The sequence below is a fragment of the Pseudomonas sp. NFIX10 genome, from assembly GCF_900111955.1.
GTDB lineage: Bacteria > Pseudomonadota > Gammaproteobacteria > Pseudomonadales > Pseudomonadaceae > Aquipseudomonas > Aquipseudomonas fluorescens_AA.
The window spans coordinates 30,065-49,793 of record NZ_FOKH01000036.1 but is presented as its reverse complement, the minus strand read 5'-3'; the positions used below and the strand labels follow the sequence as shown (position 1 = coordinate 49,793).

Sequence of the window (19,729 nt, the reverse complement as noted above, 5' to 3'; positions counted from 1 at the left end):
GACTGAAAAGCTTAGTCCAGGATCCCCCTTGCTGCCGGGTCAGGAAATAACTGTCACACGACTGCAATAATTCCGTTATCTAATGCGGCGCAAGACAGTTAAATGACAAGAGGATTACCCCATGGTTGGCAGGAGCATTCTGATCGTCGACGACGAGGCACCCATCCGCGAGATGATCGCCGTTGCGTTGGAGATGGCCGGCTATGACTGCATGGAAGCAGAAAACTCTCAACAGGCCCATGCCATCATCGTCGACCGCAAGCCCGACCTGATCCTGCTGGACTGGATGCTTCCCGGCACGTCAGGCATCGAACTGGCGCGACGCCTCAAGCGCGACGAGCTGACCGGGGATATCCCGATCATCATGCTCACCGCCAAGGGCGAAGAGGACAACAAGATCCAGGGCCTGGAAGTCGGTGCCGACGACTACATCACCAAGCCGTTTTCCCCACGGGAACTGGTGGCGCGCCTGAAAGCCGTGCTGCGCCGCGCCGGGCCGACCGATGGTGAAGCGCCGATCGAAGTCGGTGGCCTGCTGCTCGACCCGATCAGTCACCGCGTGACCATCGATGGCAAACCCGCCGAGATGGGGCCGACCGAATACCGCCTGCTGCAATTCTTCATGACTCACCAGGAACGTGCCTACACCCGCGGCCAATTGTTGGACCAGGTCTGGGGCGGCAACGTCTACGTCGAGGAACGCACCGTGGACGTGCACATCCGGCGCCTGCGCAAGGCCCTCGGCGATGCTTATGAAAATCTGGTACAAACCGTGCGCGGCACCGGTTATCGTTTTTCGACCAAGGCCTGATCCGAGCCCTTACCGCCCGACAAGCTGACAAGGACGCGCGTCACGTGAATCAAAACTGGCATGGCACCCTGATTCGCCACATGTTGTTGCTGGTGACCGGTTGTTTGTTGATCGGCCTGATCAGCGGTTATTACGGCTGGAGCCTGGCCGCCGGGTTGGGGCTTTACCTGGCCTGGACCCTCAAGCAATTGCTGCGCCTGCATGAATGGCTGCGCCTGCACCAACCCGACGAAGCCCCGCCCGACGGCTATGGCCTGTGGGGTGAGGTGTTCGACAGCATCTACCACCTGCAACGGCGCGACCAGCGTGTTCGCGGCCGCCTGCAGGCGGTGATCGACCGGGTCCAGGAGTCCACCGCCGCGCTGAAAGACGCGGTGATCATGCTCGACAGCGACGGCAACCTGGAGTGGTGGAACCGCGCCGCCGAGACCCTGCTGGGCCTCAAGACGCCCCAGGACAGCGGCCAGCCAGTGACCAACCTGGTGCGTCATCCGCGCTTCAAGGAATATTTCGAGCAAGCCAACTACGCCGAGCCGCTGGAAATCCCTTCGCCCACCAACGATCGGTTACGCATCCAGTTGTACATCACCCGCTACGGCAACAACGAGCACTTGATGCTGGTGCGCGATGTCACGCGGATCCATCAGTTGGAACAGATGCGCAAGGATTTCATCGCCAACGTTTCCCACGAGCTGCGCACGCCGTTGACGGTGATCTGCGGTTACCTGGAAACCCTGCTCGACAACGTCGAGGAGGTGAACCCGCGCTGGACCCGGGCCTTGCAGCAGATGCACCAGCAAAGCGGGCGCATGCAGACCCTGCTCAACGATTTGTTGCTGCTGGCGAAGCTGGAAGCCACCGACTACCCGTCGGACAACCAGCCAGTGCCCATCGACGACCTGCTGCAAACCATTGCCGAAGATGCGCAGGAACTGTCCGGCCCCAAGCAGCAGACCATTACCCTGGAAGCCGACCCGGCCGTGCAGCTCAAAGGCAGCGAGGCGGAACTGCGCAGTGCGTTTTCCAACCTGGTGTTCAACGCGGTCAAGTACACACCGGAGCAAGGTCGGATCCATGTGCGCTGGTGGGGCGATGAGCAAGGCGCGCACCTGAGCGTGCGCGATTCGGGCATCGGTATCGACAGCAAGCACCTGCCGCGCCTGACCGAACGCTTCTACCGCGTCGACTCCAGCCGCAACTCCAACACGGGAGGCACCGGGCTGGGCCTGGCCATCGTCAAACACGTCCTGCTGCGCCATCGCGCCCGCATGGAAATCAGCAGCGTGCCCGGCCATGGCAGCACCTTTACCTGCCATTTCGCCCCGGCCCAGGTGGTTCGCGCACGCCTCGACCGCCCCGCTGATTGAGCACGCCCCCTAGGCAATCGCCGAGTCAGCCGCTACATTGACTGACTTGCGCCTGCCTTTTCGGGCGCCCATTTCCAATTCCCACGACTATTCGGAACCCGCAAAACCCCATCATGGACCCTTCCCCTGGCTTGTCCCTCGTCACCCTCTTCGCCGAATTCGGCATGATTCTTTTCGCTCTGATCCTGGTTTTGCTCAACGGCTTTTTCGTTGCGGCCGAATTCGCCATGGTCAAGCTGCGCTCGACCCGGGTCGAAGCCATTGCCGAGCAGAACGGCTGGCGCGGGCACATCCTGCGCACCGTCCACAGCCAGCTCGACGCCTACCTGTCTGCGTGCCAACTGGGTATCACCCTGGCGTCCCTGGGCCTGGGCTGGGTCGGCGAACCGGCGTTCGCCCACATCCTCGAGCCGTTGCTGGGCGCGGTCGGCGTACAGTCGCCGGAAGTGATCAAGGGCGTGTCGTTCTTCACCGCATTCTTCATCATTTCGTACCTGCACATCGTGGTCGGTGAACTGGCGCCCAAATCCTGGGCCATTCGCAAACCCGAGCTGCTGTCGCTGTGGACCGCCGTGCCGCTGTACCTGTTCTACTGGGCCATGTACCCGGCGATCTACCTGCTCAACGCCAGCGCCAACGCCATCTTGCGCATCGCCGGCCAAGGCGAGCCCGGCCCGCACCATGAACACCATTACAGCCGCGAAGAACTGAAACTGATCCTGCACTCCAGCCGAGGCCAGGACCCGAGCGACCAGGGCATGCGCGTGCTGGCCTCGGCCGTGGAGATGGGCGAGCTGGAAGTGGTGGACTGGGCCAACTCCCGGGAAGACCTGGTGACGCTGGAGTTCAACGCGCCGCTCAAGGAAATCCTGGCGATGTTCCGTCGCCACAAGTTCAGTCGCTATCCGGTGTACGACAGCGAGCGCCAGGAGTTCGTCGGCCTGCTGCACATCAAGGACCTGCTGCTGGAACTGGCGGCCCTGGATCACATTCCCGAGTCGTTCAACCTGGCCGAACTGACCCGGCCGCTGGAGCGGGTGTCGCGGCACATGCCGCTGTCGCAGTTGCTGGAGCAGTTCCGCAAGGGCGGCTCGCACTTCGCCTTGGTCGAGGAAGCCGACGGCAACATCATCGGCTACCTGACCATGGAAGACGTGCTGGAAGTGCTGGTGGGCGACATCCAGGACGAACACCGCAAGGCCGAACGCGGCATCCTGGCCTACCAGCCGGGCAAGCTGCTGGTACGCGGCGACACACCACTGTTCAAGGTCGAGCGCCTGCTGGGGATCGACCTGGACCACATCGAAGCCGAAACCCTGGCCGGCCTGGTCTATGAAACCCTCAAGCGCGTGCCGGAAGAGGAAGAAGTGCTGGAAGTCGAAGGCCTGCGGATCATCATCAAGAAGATGAAAGGGCCGAAGATCATCCTGGCGAAGGTGTTGATGCTCGATTGAGTGTCAACCGCTTTCCGGCGACTACCCTCGCCACAAAAGCGCCTTCGCTTGTGCAGAGGCTACTGCTTGCCCAACGCAAAGTTGGGCAAGTCGCCCACCGGCTGATTGAACTGGTAGGGAATCGACACCAGCCCCAACCCGGTATTGCGCTGCACCACGAAATGCAGGTGCGGGCCTGAGCTGTTGCCGGTATTGCCCGACAACGCCATCGGCGTGCCCACCCCGACCCGCTGCCCTTCCCGTACGCTCACCGAACCCTTCTGCAGGTGCAGGTAGACACCCATGGTGCCGTCATCGTGCAGCACCCGCACGAAGTTGCCCGCGGGGTCGTCCCCGCGGCCGGTCTGCTCGTTTTCGGTCTTGATGACCACGCCGCCCCGCGCGGCGATGATCGGCGTACCCACGGGCATGGCGATGTCCATGGCGTAGCGGTTCTTCGGGCCGTAATGGCTGTATTGGCCGTTGGCCCCCTGGCTCAGCCGGAACGGCCCGCCGCGCCAAGGCAGCGGGTACCGATAGGCCTCGGCGGCGCCTGCGGGGTCGCCCAGGGAATATTCGAACCTTGGGGTATACACCAGCGGCCTGCCGGGCCGGGTGGCCGTGAGCAGCGCCAGGCGCAGGTTGCTGCGCGCCGGCAGCACCCGACGAATCGGCCGGCTCGGCGCCCCGCTGACATTGCGCAACCCGGCGAAACTCAGCTCGATCTCCACCGGCGCGTACAGATCGTTGCGCACGAACACCGCGTCCGCGCCGTTCTGTTTCTTGATATCCAGGAACACCTGCCGCTCCAGGCGTTCGACCATGCGGTCGCGGAACACGAACACCTGGGCGCCCTTGCTGGGGCGGTCGCTATAGGACACCACGCCATTGGCATCGGTGGATTTGTAGATCGTCATGGCCACGGCCGAGGTGGAGGCCAGGACAAGACCACAGGCAAACAGCAGGGGCACGAGCATGGGCAAAGGTTCTGTCGAAAATGAAGGCCTGCACAGCAGCCTAGCAGCTGGGATGGACCAGCGTAGTCGACGAATGTTTCAAAATGGGTGGACACAACTTGCCGAGGCTGGCGCCTCTTCGCACAAGACTGCGCCCAATGGATCTGCACTTGCCCTGATTTCTTCAGGGCAAATGCAGTGTGGCGCTCAATTGCGATGGTGCTGACGGACACCGCTGGATCAGTAGGTTAAAAATATCTCAACTCCAGGTCGGGCGACCCCACAGCTCCGCCGACCTGGCGATCGACAATACTCCACATCTGGACCACTGTTCCCTGAGGCAACTCCGGCGCCGGCACCTCAAAGATTATTTCACCCGCATCGATGTCCGCCGCTCTTACAAGATGACGCAGCACAAAGCTCGAGAAAAACACGAATTGCGCCGCAACCGAGAGCATCAATATCGCCACATCTCCGGCAACCATTCCCCGGGTCTCCTGTCGCACCGTAATCTTGCCGTTCCACTCGGGGAACCAGCGATGGCTGGCAGGCCCATCCATCCATTGGAGCGGTTCAGGCATCGCCAAGTCACCCGCCACTTCTAGCGACGTAAGAGGAGACGTCTCGATACCCGCCGTAGACTGCACCGTGTAGATAATCCGTGCATGGCCGTATTTGATCGGCGTCAGATACGCCGGTTCGATGGGCAGGATCAGGTCCTCAGCCGTGCCCGGGCCGATGGTCAGGTGTTTGACGAAGCAGGCATCGGCGCTGGAGCCCCACCAATAGACTGAAACGAGTGCGCCCTGCGTGAACACCGGTGTAACTCTGATTCTCAGATGTGCACCTTGCGAGAGCACGGACACGGGGATAACACCGTCAACCGCCTCATCCACCAGCGGCGGATACATCAGCGTCTCAAAAGAAAAACGGGCGACCGGTGCATTCGGCTCTTCGAATTCGCTATAGGAAGAAGACAGCCTAGCCTCCTGCCCCTTAAATTGCAGCGCTCGATCAGCCGGCACCTCCACAGTAATATCCTGGTTCTCCTCCTCGATTAATCCACCTTGGCCAAACGTAGACTGCGTTGACAAAAGAGACACGTGATATCTCCCCCCCACCCGCATCCCATCGACAAACGGGAAACGAATGGTCAATCCCTTTTCCATATCGGCAAGCGAGACTTTCCCGTCCACGGCTTCATCAATCGTAGCCGGGAGTAGAGGGCCCTGATTCTGGCGGAATGCGTCGGCAATCCGGTTTCTTTCTTCCAGATCGATGAACTTGATCATCGTAAGCTCCTGTTGTCGTGCGCTCACGAAAAGTGATCGCTCGCGACAACCTAGGGAAGCTCCGCGGAAAATAAACCTGTAAGGAACAACAGTTCAGACCGGCGGCCAGGCCGCGGCAGATTTCAGAGACGCCACCAGGAGGGAGAGCCCCAGCGCGAGCAAGCTCGCTCCCACAGGGGGATTTGCATAGGGCACACTGTGGGAGCGAGCTTGCTCGCGATAGCGGACTCAAAGTCGCCGCCGGATCAGGCACCCGGCACGAAATGTTTCTGCGCCGTGCCGCGGGCGATCAGGCGGGAGATGTAATCGAGTTTCTGCGGGTCTTTGTCGACGAAGCGGAACGTCAGTTGCAGCCATTCGCTGTCGGGGGTCTGCTCATGGGCGACGATGGCGTGCAGGTAGCCGTTGAGACGGGCAGTTTCGGCGTTGTCGCCCTGCTCCATGTCCAGCACCGCGCTTTCGAGCACTTGTGGCAGGGTGTCGGTGCGCTTGACCACCAGCAGCGCTTCCTTGAGGCTCAGGGCTTTGATCACGCATTGCTGGGTGCCGCTGGACAGGCGCAACTGGCCTTGGCCACGGTTGGGCGTCGAAGCGGCGGCTACCGGCGCCTTGACCGGTGGGCTGTTGAGCAGTCCACGGGCCGGGGCAGCTGCGGCTGCGGGGGCGGCCGGCTTGGCCAACGGATTCGCCGCAGGCGCCGAAGCAACAGCCGCAACCGGCGCCTTATTGCCCGTCAGGGCGCTGAGGGAATCATTACCGAACGCCGAATTCATCTTGGTCGGGGCACTGTTCATCAGCGTGTCGAGCTTGCCGACCTTGTGCAGGGCATGCTTGACCTTGGTCAGCAACTGTTCGTTGGTGAACGGCTTGCTGACGTAGCCGGAAACGCCGGCCTGGATTGCCTGGACCACGTTTTCCTTGTCGCCGCGACTGGTGACCATCACGAAGGGCATGCCCTTGAGGGTGTCCTGCTGGCGGCACCAGGTCAGCAGTTCCAGGCCGGACATTTCCGGCATTTCCCAATCGCACAGCACCAGGTCGAATGCCTCGCGAGCCAGCAGGGCCTGGGCTTTCTTGCCGTTCACCGCGTCTTCGATACGCACGCCCGGGAAGTAGTTGCGCAGGCACTTCTTCACCAGGTCACGAATGAACGAAGCATCGTCCACGACCAACACACTGACCTTACTCATCCAGATACACCTCTAAAAAATCCCGGCAAGCATACCGCTTTTACTGATGGCATATTGCCAAAAAAACCGTCAGTCACGCCGGGACTTTTCGTTCGCGGGGTGCTGCTTTGGATTAAAAAAAATCCAAAAAAAAGCCCGACCAGAAGGCCGGGCGCTTTTCTTGGCAATCTTACTTATCGTCAGTTTCGCCCGGAACATTAGCGGTTTCGGACGGGGTGCCCTCAACTTCTTCCTTCATCCGCTTGAGCCCCAAATGGCGCACATCGGTGCCGCGCACCAGGTAGATGACAAGTTCCGAGATGTTGCGTGCATGATCGCCGATACGTTCCAGAGAACGCAGCACCCAGATAATGCTCAAGACCCGGGAAATGGAGCGCGGGTCTTCCATCATGTAGGTCGCCAGCTCACGCAGGGCGGTCTTGTATTCGCGGTCGATGATCTTGTCGTACTGGGCCACTGACAACGCCAGGTCGGCGTCGAAGCGGGCGAAGGCGTCCAGTGCGTCGCGAACCATGTTGCGCACCTGATCGCCGATGTGGCGAACCTCGACGTAGCCGCGCGGCGCCTCGCCTTCTTCGCACAACTGAATGGCGCGACGGGCGATCTTGGTGGCTTCGTCGCCGATCCGCTCAAGATCGATCACCGACTTGGAGATGCTGATGATCAGGCGCAGGTCGGACGCAGCCGGCTGACGACGGGCCAGGATACGCAGGCACTCCTCGTCGATGTTGCGTTCCATCTGGTTGATCTGGTCATCGATTTCGCGCACCTGTTGGGCCAGGCCGGAGTCGGCCTCGATCAGCGCGGTCACCGCGTCGTTGACCTGCTTTTCCACTAGCCCGCCCATGGCCAGCAGGTGACTGCGCACTTCCTCCAGCTCGGCGTTGAACTGTGCGGAAATATGGTGAGTAAGGCCTTCCTTCGAAATCATCTTGTTCGCTCCGCGAAAGTTGCAAGCTTCAAGCTGCAAGCTTCAAGCAGTTAAATGTTGATCCTGATAACGCAGTGCGCGCCTCGACTAGCCGTAACGACCGGTGATGTAGTCTTCGGTCTGCTTCTTCGCCGGATTGGTGAACAGCGTATCGGTATCGCCGAATTCCACCAGTTTGCCCATGTACATGAACGCGGTGTAGTCGGAAACCCGCGCCGCCTGTTGCATGTTGTGGGTCACGATGACGATGGTGAACTTGGACTTGAGCTCGTAGATCAGCTCTTCGACTTTCAGCGTCGAGATCGGGTCGAGGGCCGAGCAGGGTTCGTCGAGCAGCAGCACTTCCGGTTCCACGGCGATGGTGCGGGCGATCACCAGACGTTGCTGCTGGCCGCCGGACAGACCGAGGGCCGATTCATGCAGACGGTCCTTGACCTCATCCCACAGCGCTGCGCCCTTGAGGGCCCATTCCACGGCTTCGTCGAGGATGCGCTTCTTGTTGATGCCCTGGATGCGCAAGCCGTAGACCACGTTCTCGTAGATGGTTTTCGGGAACGGGTTCGGCTTCTGGAACACCATGCCGACGCGACGGCGCAGCTCGGCCACGTCTTCGCCCTTGCGGTAGATGTTGTTGCCGTAGAGGTTGATTTCACCTTCGACGCGGCAGCCGTCCACCAGGTCGTTCATGCGGTTGAAGGTGCGCAACAAGGTGGACTTGCCGCAGCCCGACGGACCGATGAACGCGGTGACGCGCTGTTTCGGGATATTCAGGCTGACGTCGTACAGCGCCTGCTTCTCGCCGTAGAACAGGCTCAGGCCGGGTACTTCGATGGCGACGGTTTCCTGCGCCAGATCCAGGCTCTGCTTGTCGCGGCCCAGGGCCGACATGTTGATGCCGTGTGTATGTGCTTCGTGTTGCATGGGAGGCTCCCTGTGCTAACAAATTCGGTTCGGAACGCCTGTGTGGCGGCCCCATGAAATTCCAGTGAACGCCGATCAGTGTGGGAGCGAGCTTGCTCGCGAAGGGGCCTCGAGGCCGCCAGAAGCTTCGCGAGCAAGCTCGCTCCCACAGACCATCAACTATCCAGTGCCTTGTACTTCTCGCGCAGGTGGTTACGGATCCACACGGCCGACAGGTTGAGCGTGGCGATCACCAGCACCAGCAGCAGAGCCGTGGCATAGACCAGCGGTCGCGCGGCTTCGACGTTCGGGCTCTGGAAACCGACGTCATAGATATGGAAGCCCAGGTGCATGATCTTCTGGTCCAGGTGCAGGTACGGGTAGTTGCCGTCCAGCGGCAGCGACGGGGCCAGTTTCACCACGCCCACCAGCATCAACGGGGCCACTTCACCGGCGGCACGGGCCACGGCGAGGATCATGCCGGTCATCATCGCCGGGCTGGCCATGGGCAGGACGATTTTCCACAGGGTCTCGGCCTTGGTCGCGCCGAGGGCCAGGGAGCCTTCGCGCACGGTACGCGGGATCCGCGCCAGGCCTTCTTCGGTGGCCACGATCACCACCGGCACCGCCAGCAGCGCCAGGGTCAGCGATGCCCAGAGCAGGCCCGGGGTGCCGAAGGTCGGCGCCGGCAAGGCCTCGGGGAAGAACAAGCGGTCGACCGAACCACCCAGCACGTAGACGAAGAAGCCCAGGCCGAACACGCCGTAAACAATGGCTGGAACGCCCGCGAGGTTGTTCACCGCGATGCGAATCAGACGGGTCATCGGGCCCTGGCGGGCGTATTCACGCAGGTAGACCGCCGCCAGCACGCCGAACGGCGTCACGATCATCGCCATGATCAGGGTCATCATCACGGTGCCAAAAATCGCCGGGAAGATACCGCCTTCGGTGTTGGCTTCACGGGGGTCGTCGCTGAGGAACTCCCAGACCTTGCTGAAATAGAAACCCAGCTTGGTGAACGTGCCCATGCCGTTTGGCTGGTAGGCGTGCACCACTTTGCCGATTTCGATCTCCACTTCCTTGCCGTTGGCATCGCGGGCCGTCAGGCTGTCGCGGTTGAACTGCGCGTGCAGGTCGGCCAGGCGCGCTTCGATGTCCTTGTAACGGGCGTTGAGTTCGGCGCGCTCGCTTTCCAGATCGGCCTGGGCCGAAGCATCGAGTTTGCCGTCCAGCTCCAGCTTGCGACCGTGCAGGCGGATACGCTCCAGACCGGCGTTGATGGCGCCGATGTCGACTTTTTCCAGGGTCTTGAGTTCGGCGGCCAACTGGTTGACCCGCTGTACGCGAGCCTGCAGTTGCGGCCAGGCCGCTTCGCCCTCGGCGATGACCTTGCCGCCTTCCTTGACGTTGACCAGGTAACCGTAGAAGTTGCCCCACTCACGACGCTCGATGGCCATCAGTTCCGGCGGTGTGGTCTGGTTGCTCAGCCAATCGCCGACGATCCAGGTGAAGTCAGTGCCGTTCAGGTCTCGGTTGCCGACCTTGATCAGTTCGCGGGTCATGAACTCGGGGCCTTCGTCCGGCACCGGCAGGCCGGCGCTTTTCAGGCGCTCGCGGGGCACTTCTTCTTTCTGCACCACTTCGCCGACCACCAGGTGCGCAGGCATGCCCGGCACGTTGTAGTTGGCGTGGATCAGGTCCGCCGGCCAGAAGTGGCCCAGGCCGCGCACAGCGATCACCGCCAGCAGGCCAATGGTCATGATGACCGCGATGGACACCGCGCCACCGCTGATCCAGACGCCGGGGGCGCCGCTCTTGAACCATCCTTTCAGGGAGTTCTGTTTCACAGACTTCTACCTTTCTTAAAGCGACGAATATTTCTTGCGCAGACGCTGACGGATCAGCTCGGCGAGGGTGTTCATGACGAAGGTGAACAACAGCAACACCAGGGCCGACAGGAACAGCACGCGGTAATGGCTGCCGCCGACCTCCGACTCGGGCATCTCCACCGCCACGTTGGCCGCCAGGGTGCGCAGGCCTTCGAACAGGTTCATTTCCATGACCGGCGTGTTACCGGTGGCCATCAGCACGATCATGGTCTCGCCCACCGCACGGCCCATGCCGATCATCAGCGCCGAGAAGATGCCCGGGCTGGCGGTGAGGATCACCACGCGGGTCATGGTCTGCCACGGCGTGGCACCGAGCGCCAGGGAGCCCAGGGTCAGGCCGCGCGGCACGCTGAACACGGCGTCTTCGGCGATGGAATAGATGTTCGGGATCACCGCGAAGCCCATCGCCAGGCCTACCACCAGGGCGTTGCGCTGGTCGTAGGTGATGCCCAGGTCATGGGAGATCCACATGCGCATGTCGCCGCCGAAGAACCAGGCTTCCATGTACGGGCTCATGTACAGCGAGAGCCAGCCCACGAACAGGATGACCGGGATCAGCATGGCGCTTTCCCAGCCGTCCGGCACTTTCAAGCGAATGGATTCCGGCAGGCGGCTGAAGGCGAAACCGGCGACCAGGATGCCAATCGGCAGCAACATCAACAGGCTGAAGATACCCGGCAGGTGCCCTTCGACATACGGCGCCAGGAACAGGCCGGCGAAGAAACCGAGGATCACCGTCGGCATCGCCTCCATCAACTCGATCACCGGCTTGACCTTGCGGCGCATGCCCGGGGCCATGAAGTAGGCGGTGTAGATCGCTGCGGCGACCGCCAGCGGCGCGGCCAGCAGCATCGCGTAGAACGCCGCCTTCAGGGTACCGAAGGTCAGCGGCGAGAGGCTCAGCTTGGGTTCGAAGTCGGTGTTGGCGGCGGTCGATTGCCAGACATATTTAGGTTCGTCGTAGTTTTCGTACCAGACCTTGCTCCACAACGCGCTCCACGACACTTCCGGGTGCGGGTTGTCCAGCGTCAACGGTTGCAACTTGCCGCCCTGTTCGACGATCAGGCGGTTGGCCCGTGGCGACATGCCGAACAGGCCCTGGCCGTCGACCACCTGGTCCACCAGCAGGGTGCGGTGGGCGGTGCTGTGGAACACGCCCAGCTTGCCGGCGGCGTCGAGCGCCACGAAGCCTTTGCGACGCTCTTCGGCGCTGATCTCGACGATAGGCGCGCTGCCCATCTGGAAAGTTCGAATCTGTTTGAAACGCTGCTCACCGTCCGGGTCCCGGGCCATGAACCATTGGGCCAGGCCGCCCTTGGAGTCGCCGATGATCAGCGAGATCCCGCCCACCAACTGGGTGGCGGCGGTGACTTGGGCGTCGGCGTTTTCCAGCAGTTTGTAACGGCCGTTGAGACTCTTGTCCCGCAGGCTGAACACATCGGCCTGGGCACGTCCGTTGACTACATACAGCCATTGCTGGCGCGGGTCGACGAAGATGTTCTTCACCGGCTCGGTCATCTGCGGCAGGTCGATACGCGTCTGCTCGCTGGTGACTTCACCGGTCATCATGTTTTCTTCGCTGGTGAGCGACAGCACTTGCAGCTGGGCGCCGCTGGAGCCGGCCAACAGCAGGGTCGAATCCGTGGCGTTGAGGCTCACATGCTCCAGGGCCGCGCCCTGTTCGTTCAAGGCGATCGGCGTCTCGCCGTAAGGGTATTCGACGGCGGGCGAGATGGTTTTCTTGCCGTCCGGGTAGGTGACCTTATAAGTGTGGCGGAACACCAAGGCCTGGCCGTTGGACAGACCGATCGCCACCAATGGGCTGCCGGGCTGGTCCTCGCCAATGGCGGTCACGCTGGCGCCGGCCGGGATCGGCAGGTCGACGCGGCGCAGTTCGGCGCCACTGCTGACGTCGAAAAACAGCGCCTGGCCCTTATCGGAAACCCGCATGGCGACCTGGTTCTGTTCTTCGATGGAGATCATCAGCGGTTTGCCGGCGTCTTGCATCCAGGCCGGGGTGATCGAGTCCTTGGCGGTCAGGTCCGCGCCCTGGAACAGGGGCAGCACCACGTAGGCCAGGAAAAAGAAAATCAGCGTAATGGCCGCCAGGACGGCGAGGCCGCCGACCAGCACATACCAGCGGGTCAGGCGATCCTTGAGCGCGCGGATGCGACGCTTGCGTTGCAACTCAGGCGTATTGAAGTCAATGCGCTTGGGAGGGGAAGTCGTAGTCATTGTGGAGTTGGCCAGATCATTCATGCGCACACCCTAGCGATCCTGTATGACAGAAAGATGACAGTGAAGTGACGCAACAAATCCGCCGCCAGCTAGAAGCGGCAGCGGACGGAAAATTCGTGTCTGTGGGAGCGGCCTTGCTCGCGAAGGGGCCAGCCCATTCGACATGGATGCCGACTGATCCACCGCATTCGCGAGCAAGCCCGCTCCCACAGAGAGCCCGGGTGTTGGCCCGGGCTCAGGTATTACTGCTTGGCGACGTTGCCGCCTTCCTGCAGACCCAGGTCAGCCAGTGCCTTGGCGGCGACTTTGGCAGGTACCGGGATGTAGCCGTCCTTGACCACGACTTCCTGGCCTTGCTTGGACAGGACCAGCTTCACGAACTCGGCTTCCAGCGGGGCCAGAGGCTTGTTCGGCGCCTTGTTGACGTAGACGTAGAGGAAACGCGACAGCGGGTACTTGCCGTTCAGGGCGTTTTCTTCGGTGTCTTCAACGAACTCGCCGCCTTCTTTCTTGGCCAGGGCAACGGTTTTCACGCTGGCGGTCTTGTAGCCGATACCCGAGTAACCGATGCCGTTAAGCGAGCTGCTGATCGACTGCACGACCGAAGCCGAACCCGGCTGTTCGTTGACGTTTGGCTTGTAGTCGCCTTTGCACAAGGCTTCTTCCTTGAAGTAGCCGTAGGTGCCGGACACCGAGTTACGACCGAACAGTTGCACCGGCTTGTTGGCCAGGTCGCCGGTCACGCCCAGGTCGCCCCAGGTCTTGACGTCAGCCTTGGCGCCGCACAGGCGAGTCGAGGAGAAAATGGCGTCGACCTGAGCCATGGTCAGGTGCTTGATCGGGTTGTCCTTGTGCACGAACACGGCCAGGGCGTCCACGGCAACCGGAATAGCGGTTGGCTTGTAGCCGTACTTCTGTTCGAAGGCCTGCAGTTCGTTGTCTTTCATCTTGCGGCTCATCGGGCCCAGGTTGGCGGTGCCTTCGGTGAGCGCGGGCGGCGCGGTGGAGGAACCGGCGGCCTGAATCTGGATGTTTACGTTCGGGTATTCTTTCTTGTAGTTCTCGGCCCACAAGGTCATCAGGTTGGCCAGGGTATCGGAGCCGACGCTGGAGAGGTTACCCGACACACCAGTGGTCTTGGTGTAGCTCGGGATCGCAGGGTCAACAGCGGCAACCGCGTTGGCAGTCGCGACGCCAGCAGCGACAAACGTCATTGCCGCCATCAAACGCTTCAGTTTCATGCCTTACTCCTAGCAGATAGGTGTGTTAAGTCGGCCAAGTATTGGTAAGCCGTGTGAACACTCTATGGCTGAAATATGACAATTGGATGAAAGGCCAGCATTGAGTTTTACAGGATGATTCATGCCGCCCCAATCGCGAGCAAGCTCGCTCCCACAGGGGATTTGCGGTGAGCGCAGCCCTCTGTGGGAGCGAGCTTGCTCGCGATGAAGCCCGTGCAGTCAGCGAACGATTCGGACCTAGCGCCCCTTCTTCCAGAGATAACCGCCCACCACAATCCCTATCCCGCAAATGATCGCCACGTAATACGCCGGCCCCATCGGGCTCTCTTTCAACAGCAAGGTCACGATCATCGGGGTAAGGCCGCCGAAGATCGCGTAGGCCAGGTTGTAGGAGAACGACAGGCCGCTGAAGCGCACCACGGCCGGGAACGCCTTGACCATGACGTAAGGCACCGCGCCGATGGTGCCCACCAGCAGGCCGCTCAGCGCATAGAGCGGGAATAGCCAGTCGGGATGGTCGAACAGGCTGTGATAAAAGGTCCAAGAGGTGATCAGCAGCAACCCGCTACCAAAGACAAATACCCGCCCGGCGCCAAAACGGTCGGCCAGCACGCCGGAGCCGATGCAACCAAAGCTCAGGAACACGATCGCCAGGCTGTTGGCCTGCAACGCGGTGGTCGGGCTGAAGTGGTAAACGGTCTGCAACACCGTCGGGGTCATGAGGATGATCACGATGATGCCGGCCGACAGCAGCCAGGTCAGCAGCATCGAAATCGCGATGGCGCCGCGATGATCGCGCAGCACGGCCCGCAGCGGTATTTCCTCGGCCAGGGCCTTGCGCAGTTGCAGCTCGGCGAACACCGGGGTTTCGTGGAGCCAGCGGCGCAGGTACACCGAAAACAGCCCGAACACACCGCCCAGCAGGAACGGGATCCGCCAGGCGTAATCCGCCACTTCCACCGGCGTATAAAGGCTGTTGATGGCCGTGGCGACCAGCGAACCCAACAGAATCCCCGCCGTCAGGCCGCAGGTCAGGGTGCCGCAGGCATAGCCGATGTGGCGCGCCGGAACGTGTTCGGAAACGAAGACCCAGGCCCCCGGCACTTCCCCGCCGATGGCCGCGCCCTGGATCACCCGCATCAGCAACAGCAGGATGGGCGCCCACATGCCGATCTGCGCATAGGTGGGCAACAGGCCCATGATCAGGGTCGGCACCGCCATCATGAAAATGCTCAGGGTGAACATTTTCTTGCGCCCCAGCAGGTCGCCGAAGTGGGCCATGATGATCCCGCCCAACGGCCGGGCCAGGTAACCGGCGGCAAAAATGCCGAAGGTCTGCATCAGGCGCAGCCACTCAGGCATTTCGGCAGGGAAGAACAATTTGCCGACCACGGTGGCAAAGAACACGAAGATGATGAAATCGTAGAACTCCAGCGCTCCGCCCAACGCTGAAAGCGACAGGGTCTTATAATCGTTGCGGGTCAGTGGACGTGCTGGTTGTGCGGGCATCGCCGTGCTCGAAGGCGCAGTGGTCATGGCAAGGGCTTCTCTTATAGTCGATTCTGCAACCCTGGCAATACGGGTTGGGGCCTGGGCAGGTCCGGCACGATAGCAAATTGTTCGAAAAAGCACATAGAGGCGCGTATTTGATAGTCGAAATCAGAACCGAGTGGTCGTCTCGACGTCTATCGCCCGATATACTCGCAACCTTGCAGTACTCTGTAAGGGGTTGCTGTGCGAAAACGTCGTTGGTGGCGTAGTACCAGAACCAGCCGGTTTCGCAGAGTTTCCCTTTGGCACGCCTTTACGAAAAACGTGACGAACGCAGTATGTTCGGGCTGAATCGTTTTTTTCAAAGACGGCTATTCACCTGAAGTACCAGACAGCGTTACGGGTCAGAGGCCCCCCCGGCATGATAGAGCTCGAACAAGAAGATCCAATCCCGCAGGGCGACCTGGCCCTGCAAATCACCGCACTCCCTCGCGAGACCAACGGCTTCGGCGATATTTTCGGTGGCTGGCTGGTGTCCCAGATGGACCTGGCCGGCACCGCCATGGCCAGCAAAGTGGCCGGCGGACGCGTGGCCACCGTGGCGATCGATCGCATGGCGTTCCTGGTGCCGGTGGCGGTGGGTGCGCAGCTTTCCTTTTATACCCAGGCGCTGGAAATCGGCCGCAGCTCGATCCAGATGATGGTCGAAGTCTGGAGCGACGATCCGCTGTCCAGTGAATGGCGCAAGGTGACCGAGGCGGTCTTTGTCTTTGTCGCCATCGACGGCAGCGGTCGTACCCGCTCGGTTCCGCCGCGCGCCCGTTAAACACGGCGGCCGTTTTGCGGTCCATTGCAGTCCCTGTTCCCGAGCGAGATTTGCAACATGCCTACGCCCAACGTCGAAGCGGTCAAACTGGATGAACTGAACGCCTGGCGCATCCGTCACGGTCAGGCCGAGTTGCTGGTGGCCCAGCAAGGCGCGCACATCCTCAGTTATCAAGTGGACGGTCAGCCGCCACTGATCTGGCTCAACGACCATGCCACGTTCAAGGCCGGCAAGAGCATCCGCGCGGGCGTGCCGGTGTGCTGGCCGTGGTTCGGCAACCTGACGCGCAACCCCGACAGCGTACAGGCCATGCGCGTGACCAATGACCCGGCCACGGCCCACGGCCTGGTGCGGGCGATGGATTGGGAATTGAAGGGCATCGAAACCGAAGGCGAGAGCCTCAAGGTGGAATTCGTGCTGCCCTACCCTGAAAACGGCCTCTCGGGCTGGCCTCATCAGGTAGACCTGACGCTGACCATCGTGATGGACGAGCAACTGCACATCCGCCTCACCAGCCATAACCGTGGCAGCGAAACCGTCAGCCTCAGCCAGGCGCTGCACAGCTACTTCGCCGTGAGCGACGTGCGCAACGTGCGGGTCGAAGGGGTGGATGGCTTGAGCTACATCGAGACCCTGGACGACTGGAATACCCACACCCAGGCCGGCGACCTGACATTTGCCAGCGAGACCGACCGCATCTACCTCGATACCCCGCCGACGCTGAGCATCATCGACCCGCACTGGGAACGACGGATCGTACTGACCAGCAGCGGTTCGCGCACGGCGGTAATCTGGAACCCCTGGACCGAACGCGCCAAGGCCTTCAGCGACATGGCCGACGATGGTTGGCAGCGCATGTTGTGCATCGAGACGGCGAATGTGATGGATGACGTGGTGACGTTGTTGCCGCAGGCCAGCCATACCCTCGGGGTGAGCATCTGCAGCAAGCCGCTCTAACCCCCACCACAAAAACCACTGTGGGAGCGAGCTTGCTCGCGATAGCGGACGGACAGTCAACCTCAGCGTCGACTGACATACCGCCATCGCGAGCAAGCTCGCTCCCACATTGGGTTTTGGGTCAAGCCAAGCTGCCGCCCTACAAATCCGCCTCCTGCACCACCCTCACCTTGTCCGCGTCCAGCGCATACGCCGCGCTCGCCAGGTCATTGTCGACCTTTTCGATCTTCAGCGTGCCTGTCACCCACAGCGGCGTGTAGATGTCGTCCAGCTTCAGGCCCTTGGGATAGCGCACCAGCACCAGTTGGTTAGGCGGCGGTGGCGGGACGTGGATGCAGGCGCCAGGGTAGGGCACCAGGAAAAACAGCGTGCTGCGGCCCTTGGCGTCGGTTTCCAGCGGCACCGGGTAACCGCCGATGCGGATGTGCTTGTCGTTCATCGCCGCCACGGTCTTGGTCGAATACATCACCGCCGGCAAACCCTTGCTTTGTTTCAGGCCGCCTTTTTCGGTGAAGGTGCCGTTGGCTTCCGGGGAGTTGTGGTCAATCTCGGGCATGGCCTCGAGGGCTTTCTGGTCCGACTTGGGCATCAATTCGAGCCAGTCGGTTTCCGGCAGCTCGGCGGCATGGGCCAGGCCACTGCCCAGCAGAAGAAGGGTCAATACTAGACGGCGCATGAAAGGGCTCGGCAATGAATGGAAAGTGAAACGCCGAGCATTCTAGCCCCCTCTGCTCGCCACGCGGAGAGGGCCTTGCTGCATTTGGATCAGTTTCTTTTGATCAGGCCGTAGATCACCAGCAACACGATCGCGCCCACCAGGGCGCCGATGAAACCTGCGCCTTGGCCGGCCTGGTAGATGCCCAGGGCCTGGCCGCCGTAAGTGGCTGCCAACGAACCGCCGATACCGAGCAGGATGGTCATGATCCAGCCCATGCTGTCATCGCCCGGTTTCAGGAAGCGCGCCAGCAGGCCAACGATCAAGCCGATAAAGATGGTTCCGATGATTCCCATGGCATTTCCTCTCTCATTGAGTCGCTAAGCCAAAGCCCGGTCAGGCTTTGGCACTTAGCCATGAGAAAGATTAGCCGACGAATGGTTCCACCGCCGTTCCAGATTATTGTTCGGCGATCAGCGTCTCGACCTTGATGATCTGCTGGGCCAGCGTGGCCCGGTCAGCGCAGCGCAGGTTGGCGTGACCGACCTTGCGCCCGACCTTGAACGCCTTGCCGTAGTGATGCAAATGGCAGTCAGCAATCGCCAGGACCTTGTCGCTGTCCGGAACCTTGCCGATGAAATTGAGCATCGCGCTTTCACCGACCTTGGCGGTCGACCCCAGTGGCAGCCCGGCCACCGCCCGCAGGTGGTTTTCGAACTGGCTGCACTCGGCGCCTTCGGTGGTCCAGTGCCCGGAGTTGTGTACCCGCGGCGCGATTTCGTTGGCCTTGAGGCCGCCGTCCACTTCGAAGAACTCGAACGCCATCACACCGACATAGTCCAGTTGCTTGAGCACCCGGCTGGAGTAGTCCTCGGCCAGGGCCTGCAACGGATGATCGGTGCTGGCGACGGACAGCTTGAGGATGCCGTCCTTGTGGGTGTTGTGCACCAGCGGATAGAAGCGGATTTCACCATCGCGGGCGCGCACGGCGATCAGCGAGACTTCCCCGGTGAACGGCACGAAACCTTCCAGCAGGCAGGCCACGCTGCCAAGCTCGGCAAACGTACCGACCACGTCTTCAGGCTTGCGCAGGACTTTCTGGCCCTTGCCGTCGTAACCCAGGGTACGGGTCTTGAGCACGGCGGGCAGGCCGATGGCGGCGACAGCGGCGTCCAGGTCGGCCTGGGACTGAATGTCGGCGAAGGCCGGCGTGGGGATGCCCAGGTCCTTGAACATGTTCTTTTCGAACCAGCGGTCACGGGCGATCCGCAGGGCTTCGGCGCTCGGGTAGACCGGAACGAACTGGGACAGGAAGGCCACGGTTTCGGCCGGGACGCTTTCGAATTCGAAGGTCACCAGATCGACTTCATCGGCCAATTGGCGCAGGTGATCCTGGTCGCCGTAGTCGGCCCGCAGGTGTTCACCCAGCGCCGCGGCACAGGCGTCAGGCGCCGGGTCCAGGAAAGCGAAGTTCATCCCCAGCGGCGTACCTGCCAGGGCCAACATGCGACCCAACTGGCCGCCACCGATTACACCGATCTTCATTCGTCAA

The 19,729-nt window shown here is 61.6% G+C and carries 17 protein-coding genes; 5 read left to right on the top strand and 12 right to left on the bottom strand.

What is annotated here, in order from left to right:
- The first annotated feature begins 121 nt into the window (after positions 1 to 121).
- From phoB to BM321_RS25360, 3 genes are all read left to right on the top strand, one after another.
- Positions 122 to 811: a phosphate regulon transcriptional regulator PhoB gene (phoB, locus tag BM321_RS25370; RefSeq protein ID WP_003177195.1), complete on the top strand. Its 690-nt coding sequence runs from the start codon at positions 122 to 124 to the stop codon at positions 809 to 811.
- Between the two features lie 80 nt (positions 812 to 891).
- Positions 892 to 2,178, top strand: coding sequence for a phosphate regulon sensor histidine kinase PhoR (gene phoR / locus BM321_RS25365; RefSeq protein WP_256326652.1), 1,287 nt, complete (start codon positions 892 to 894; stop codon positions 2,176 to 2,178).
- A gap of 113 nt (positions 2,179 to 2,291) precedes the next feature.
- Positions 2,292 to 3,632: a hemolysin family protein gene (locus BM321_RS25360; protein WP_014335895.1), complete on the top strand. Its 1,341-nt coding sequence runs from the start codon at positions 2,292 to 2,294 to the stop codon at positions 3,630 to 3,632.
- 59 nt (positions 3,633 to 3,691) lie between these two features.
- Here the strand turns inward: BM321_RS25360 and BM321_RS25355 are convergent, their stop codons facing one another.
- The 9 genes from BM321_RS25355 to BM321_RS25315 form a co-directional block, all read right to left on the bottom strand.
- The gene (locus tag BM321_RS25355; RefSeq protein WP_092445517.1) at positions 3,692 to 4,588 is read right to left on the bottom strand and encodes a peptidoglycan DD-metalloendopeptidase family protein; all 897 of its coding nucleotides are present in this window, start codon (positions 4,586 to 4,588) and stop codon (positions 3,692 to 3,694) included.
- Between the two features lie 227 nt (positions 4,589 to 4,815).
- Positions 4,816 to 5,859: a hypothetical protein gene (locus BM321_RS25350; protein ID WP_092445515.1), complete on the bottom strand. Its 1,044-nt coding sequence runs from the start codon at positions 5,857 to 5,859 to the stop codon at positions 4,816 to 4,818.
- 245 nt (positions 5,860 to 6,104) lie between these two features.
- Positions 6,105 to 7,049 (bottom strand): response regulator, encoded by a 945-nt coding sequence (locus BM321_RS25345; protein WP_092445513.1) that lies wholly within the window; start codon positions 7,047 to 7,049, stop codon positions 6,105 to 6,107.
- Positions 7,050 to 7,218: 169 nt separating this feature from the next.
- Positions 7,219 to 7,980 (bottom strand): phosphate signaling complex protein PhoU, encoded by a 762-nt coding sequence (gene phoU / locus BM321_RS25340; protein WP_018609970.1) that lies wholly within the window; start codon positions 7,978 to 7,980, stop codon positions 7,219 to 7,221.
- Between the two features lie 87 nt (positions 7,981 to 8,067).
- Positions 8,068 to 8,901, bottom strand: a complete 834-nt coding sequence (pstB, locus tag BM321_RS25335; RefSeq protein WP_058544183.1) for a phosphate ABC transporter ATP-binding protein PstB — start codon at positions 8,899 to 8,901, stop codon at positions 8,068 to 8,070.
- 155 nt (positions 8,902 to 9,056) lie between these two features.
- Complete coding sequence (pstA, locus tag BM321_RS25330; RefSeq protein WP_092445511.1) at positions 9,057 to 10,727, bottom strand: phosphate ABC transporter permease PstA; 1,671 nt, start codon at positions 10,725 to 10,727, stop codon at positions 9,057 to 9,059.
- 15 nt (positions 10,728 to 10,742) lie between these two features.
- Positions 10,743 to 12,776, bottom strand: coding sequence for an ABC transporter permease subunit (locus BM321_RS25325; RefSeq protein WP_175534975.1), 2,034 nt, complete (start codon positions 12,774 to 12,776; stop codon positions 10,743 to 10,745).
- A gap of 473 nt (positions 12,777 to 13,249) precedes the next feature.
- On the bottom strand, positions 13,250 to 14,248 hold the full coding sequence (locus BM321_RS25320; RefSeq protein ID WP_092445507.1) for a phosphate ABC transporter substrate-binding protein PstS: 999 nt from the start codon (positions 14,246 to 14,248) through the stop codon (positions 13,250 to 13,252).
- Positions 14,249 to 14,485: 237 nt separating this feature from the next.
- On the bottom strand, positions 14,486 to 15,784 hold the full coding sequence (locus BM321_RS25315) for an MFS transporter (RefSeq protein WP_092445504.1): 1,299 nt from the start codon (positions 15,782 to 15,784) through the stop codon (positions 14,486 to 14,488).
- A gap of 376 nt (positions 15,785 to 16,160) precedes the next feature.
- Between BM321_RS25315 and BM321_RS25310 the strand changes: the two genes are divergently transcribed.
- Both BM321_RS25310 and BM321_RS25305 read left to right on the top strand, forming a co-directional pair.
- The gene (locus BM321_RS25310; protein ID WP_003177184.1) at positions 16,161 to 16,565 is read left to right on the top strand and encodes an acyl-CoA thioesterase; all 405 of its coding nucleotides are present in this window, start codon (positions 16,161 to 16,163) and stop codon (positions 16,563 to 16,565) included.
- Positions 16,566 to 16,622: 57 nt separating this feature from the next.
- Positions 16,623 to 17,522, top strand: a complete 900-nt coding sequence (locus BM321_RS25305) for a D-hexose-6-phosphate mutarotase (RefSeq protein ID WP_092445502.1) — start codon at positions 16,623 to 16,625, stop codon at positions 17,520 to 17,522.
- A gap of 139 nt (positions 17,523 to 17,661) precedes the next feature.
- Here BM321_RS25305 and BM321_RS25300 read toward each other — a convergent pair whose 3' ends face one another.
- The 3 genes from BM321_RS25300 to BM321_RS25290 form a co-directional block, all read right to left on the bottom strand.
- Complete coding sequence (locus BM321_RS25300) at positions 17,662 to 18,198, bottom strand: DUF3299 domain-containing protein (protein ID WP_092204884.1); 537 nt, start codon at positions 18,196 to 18,198, stop codon at positions 17,662 to 17,664.
- 89 nt (positions 18,199 to 18,287) lie between these two features.
- Complete coding sequence (locus BM321_RS25295) at positions 18,288 to 18,533, bottom strand: GlsB/YeaQ/YmgE family stress response membrane protein (RefSeq protein WP_003187057.1); 246 nt, start codon at positions 18,531 to 18,533, stop codon at positions 18,288 to 18,290.
- A gap of 103 nt (positions 18,534 to 18,636) precedes the next feature.
- Positions 18,637 to 19,722 (bottom strand): 5-(carboxyamino)imidazole ribonucleotide synthase, encoded by a 1,086-nt coding sequence (locus BM321_RS25290; RefSeq protein ID WP_060739813.1) that lies wholly within the window; start codon positions 19,720 to 19,722, stop codon positions 18,637 to 18,639.
- Positions 19,723 to 19,729: the final 7 nt, after the last annotated feature.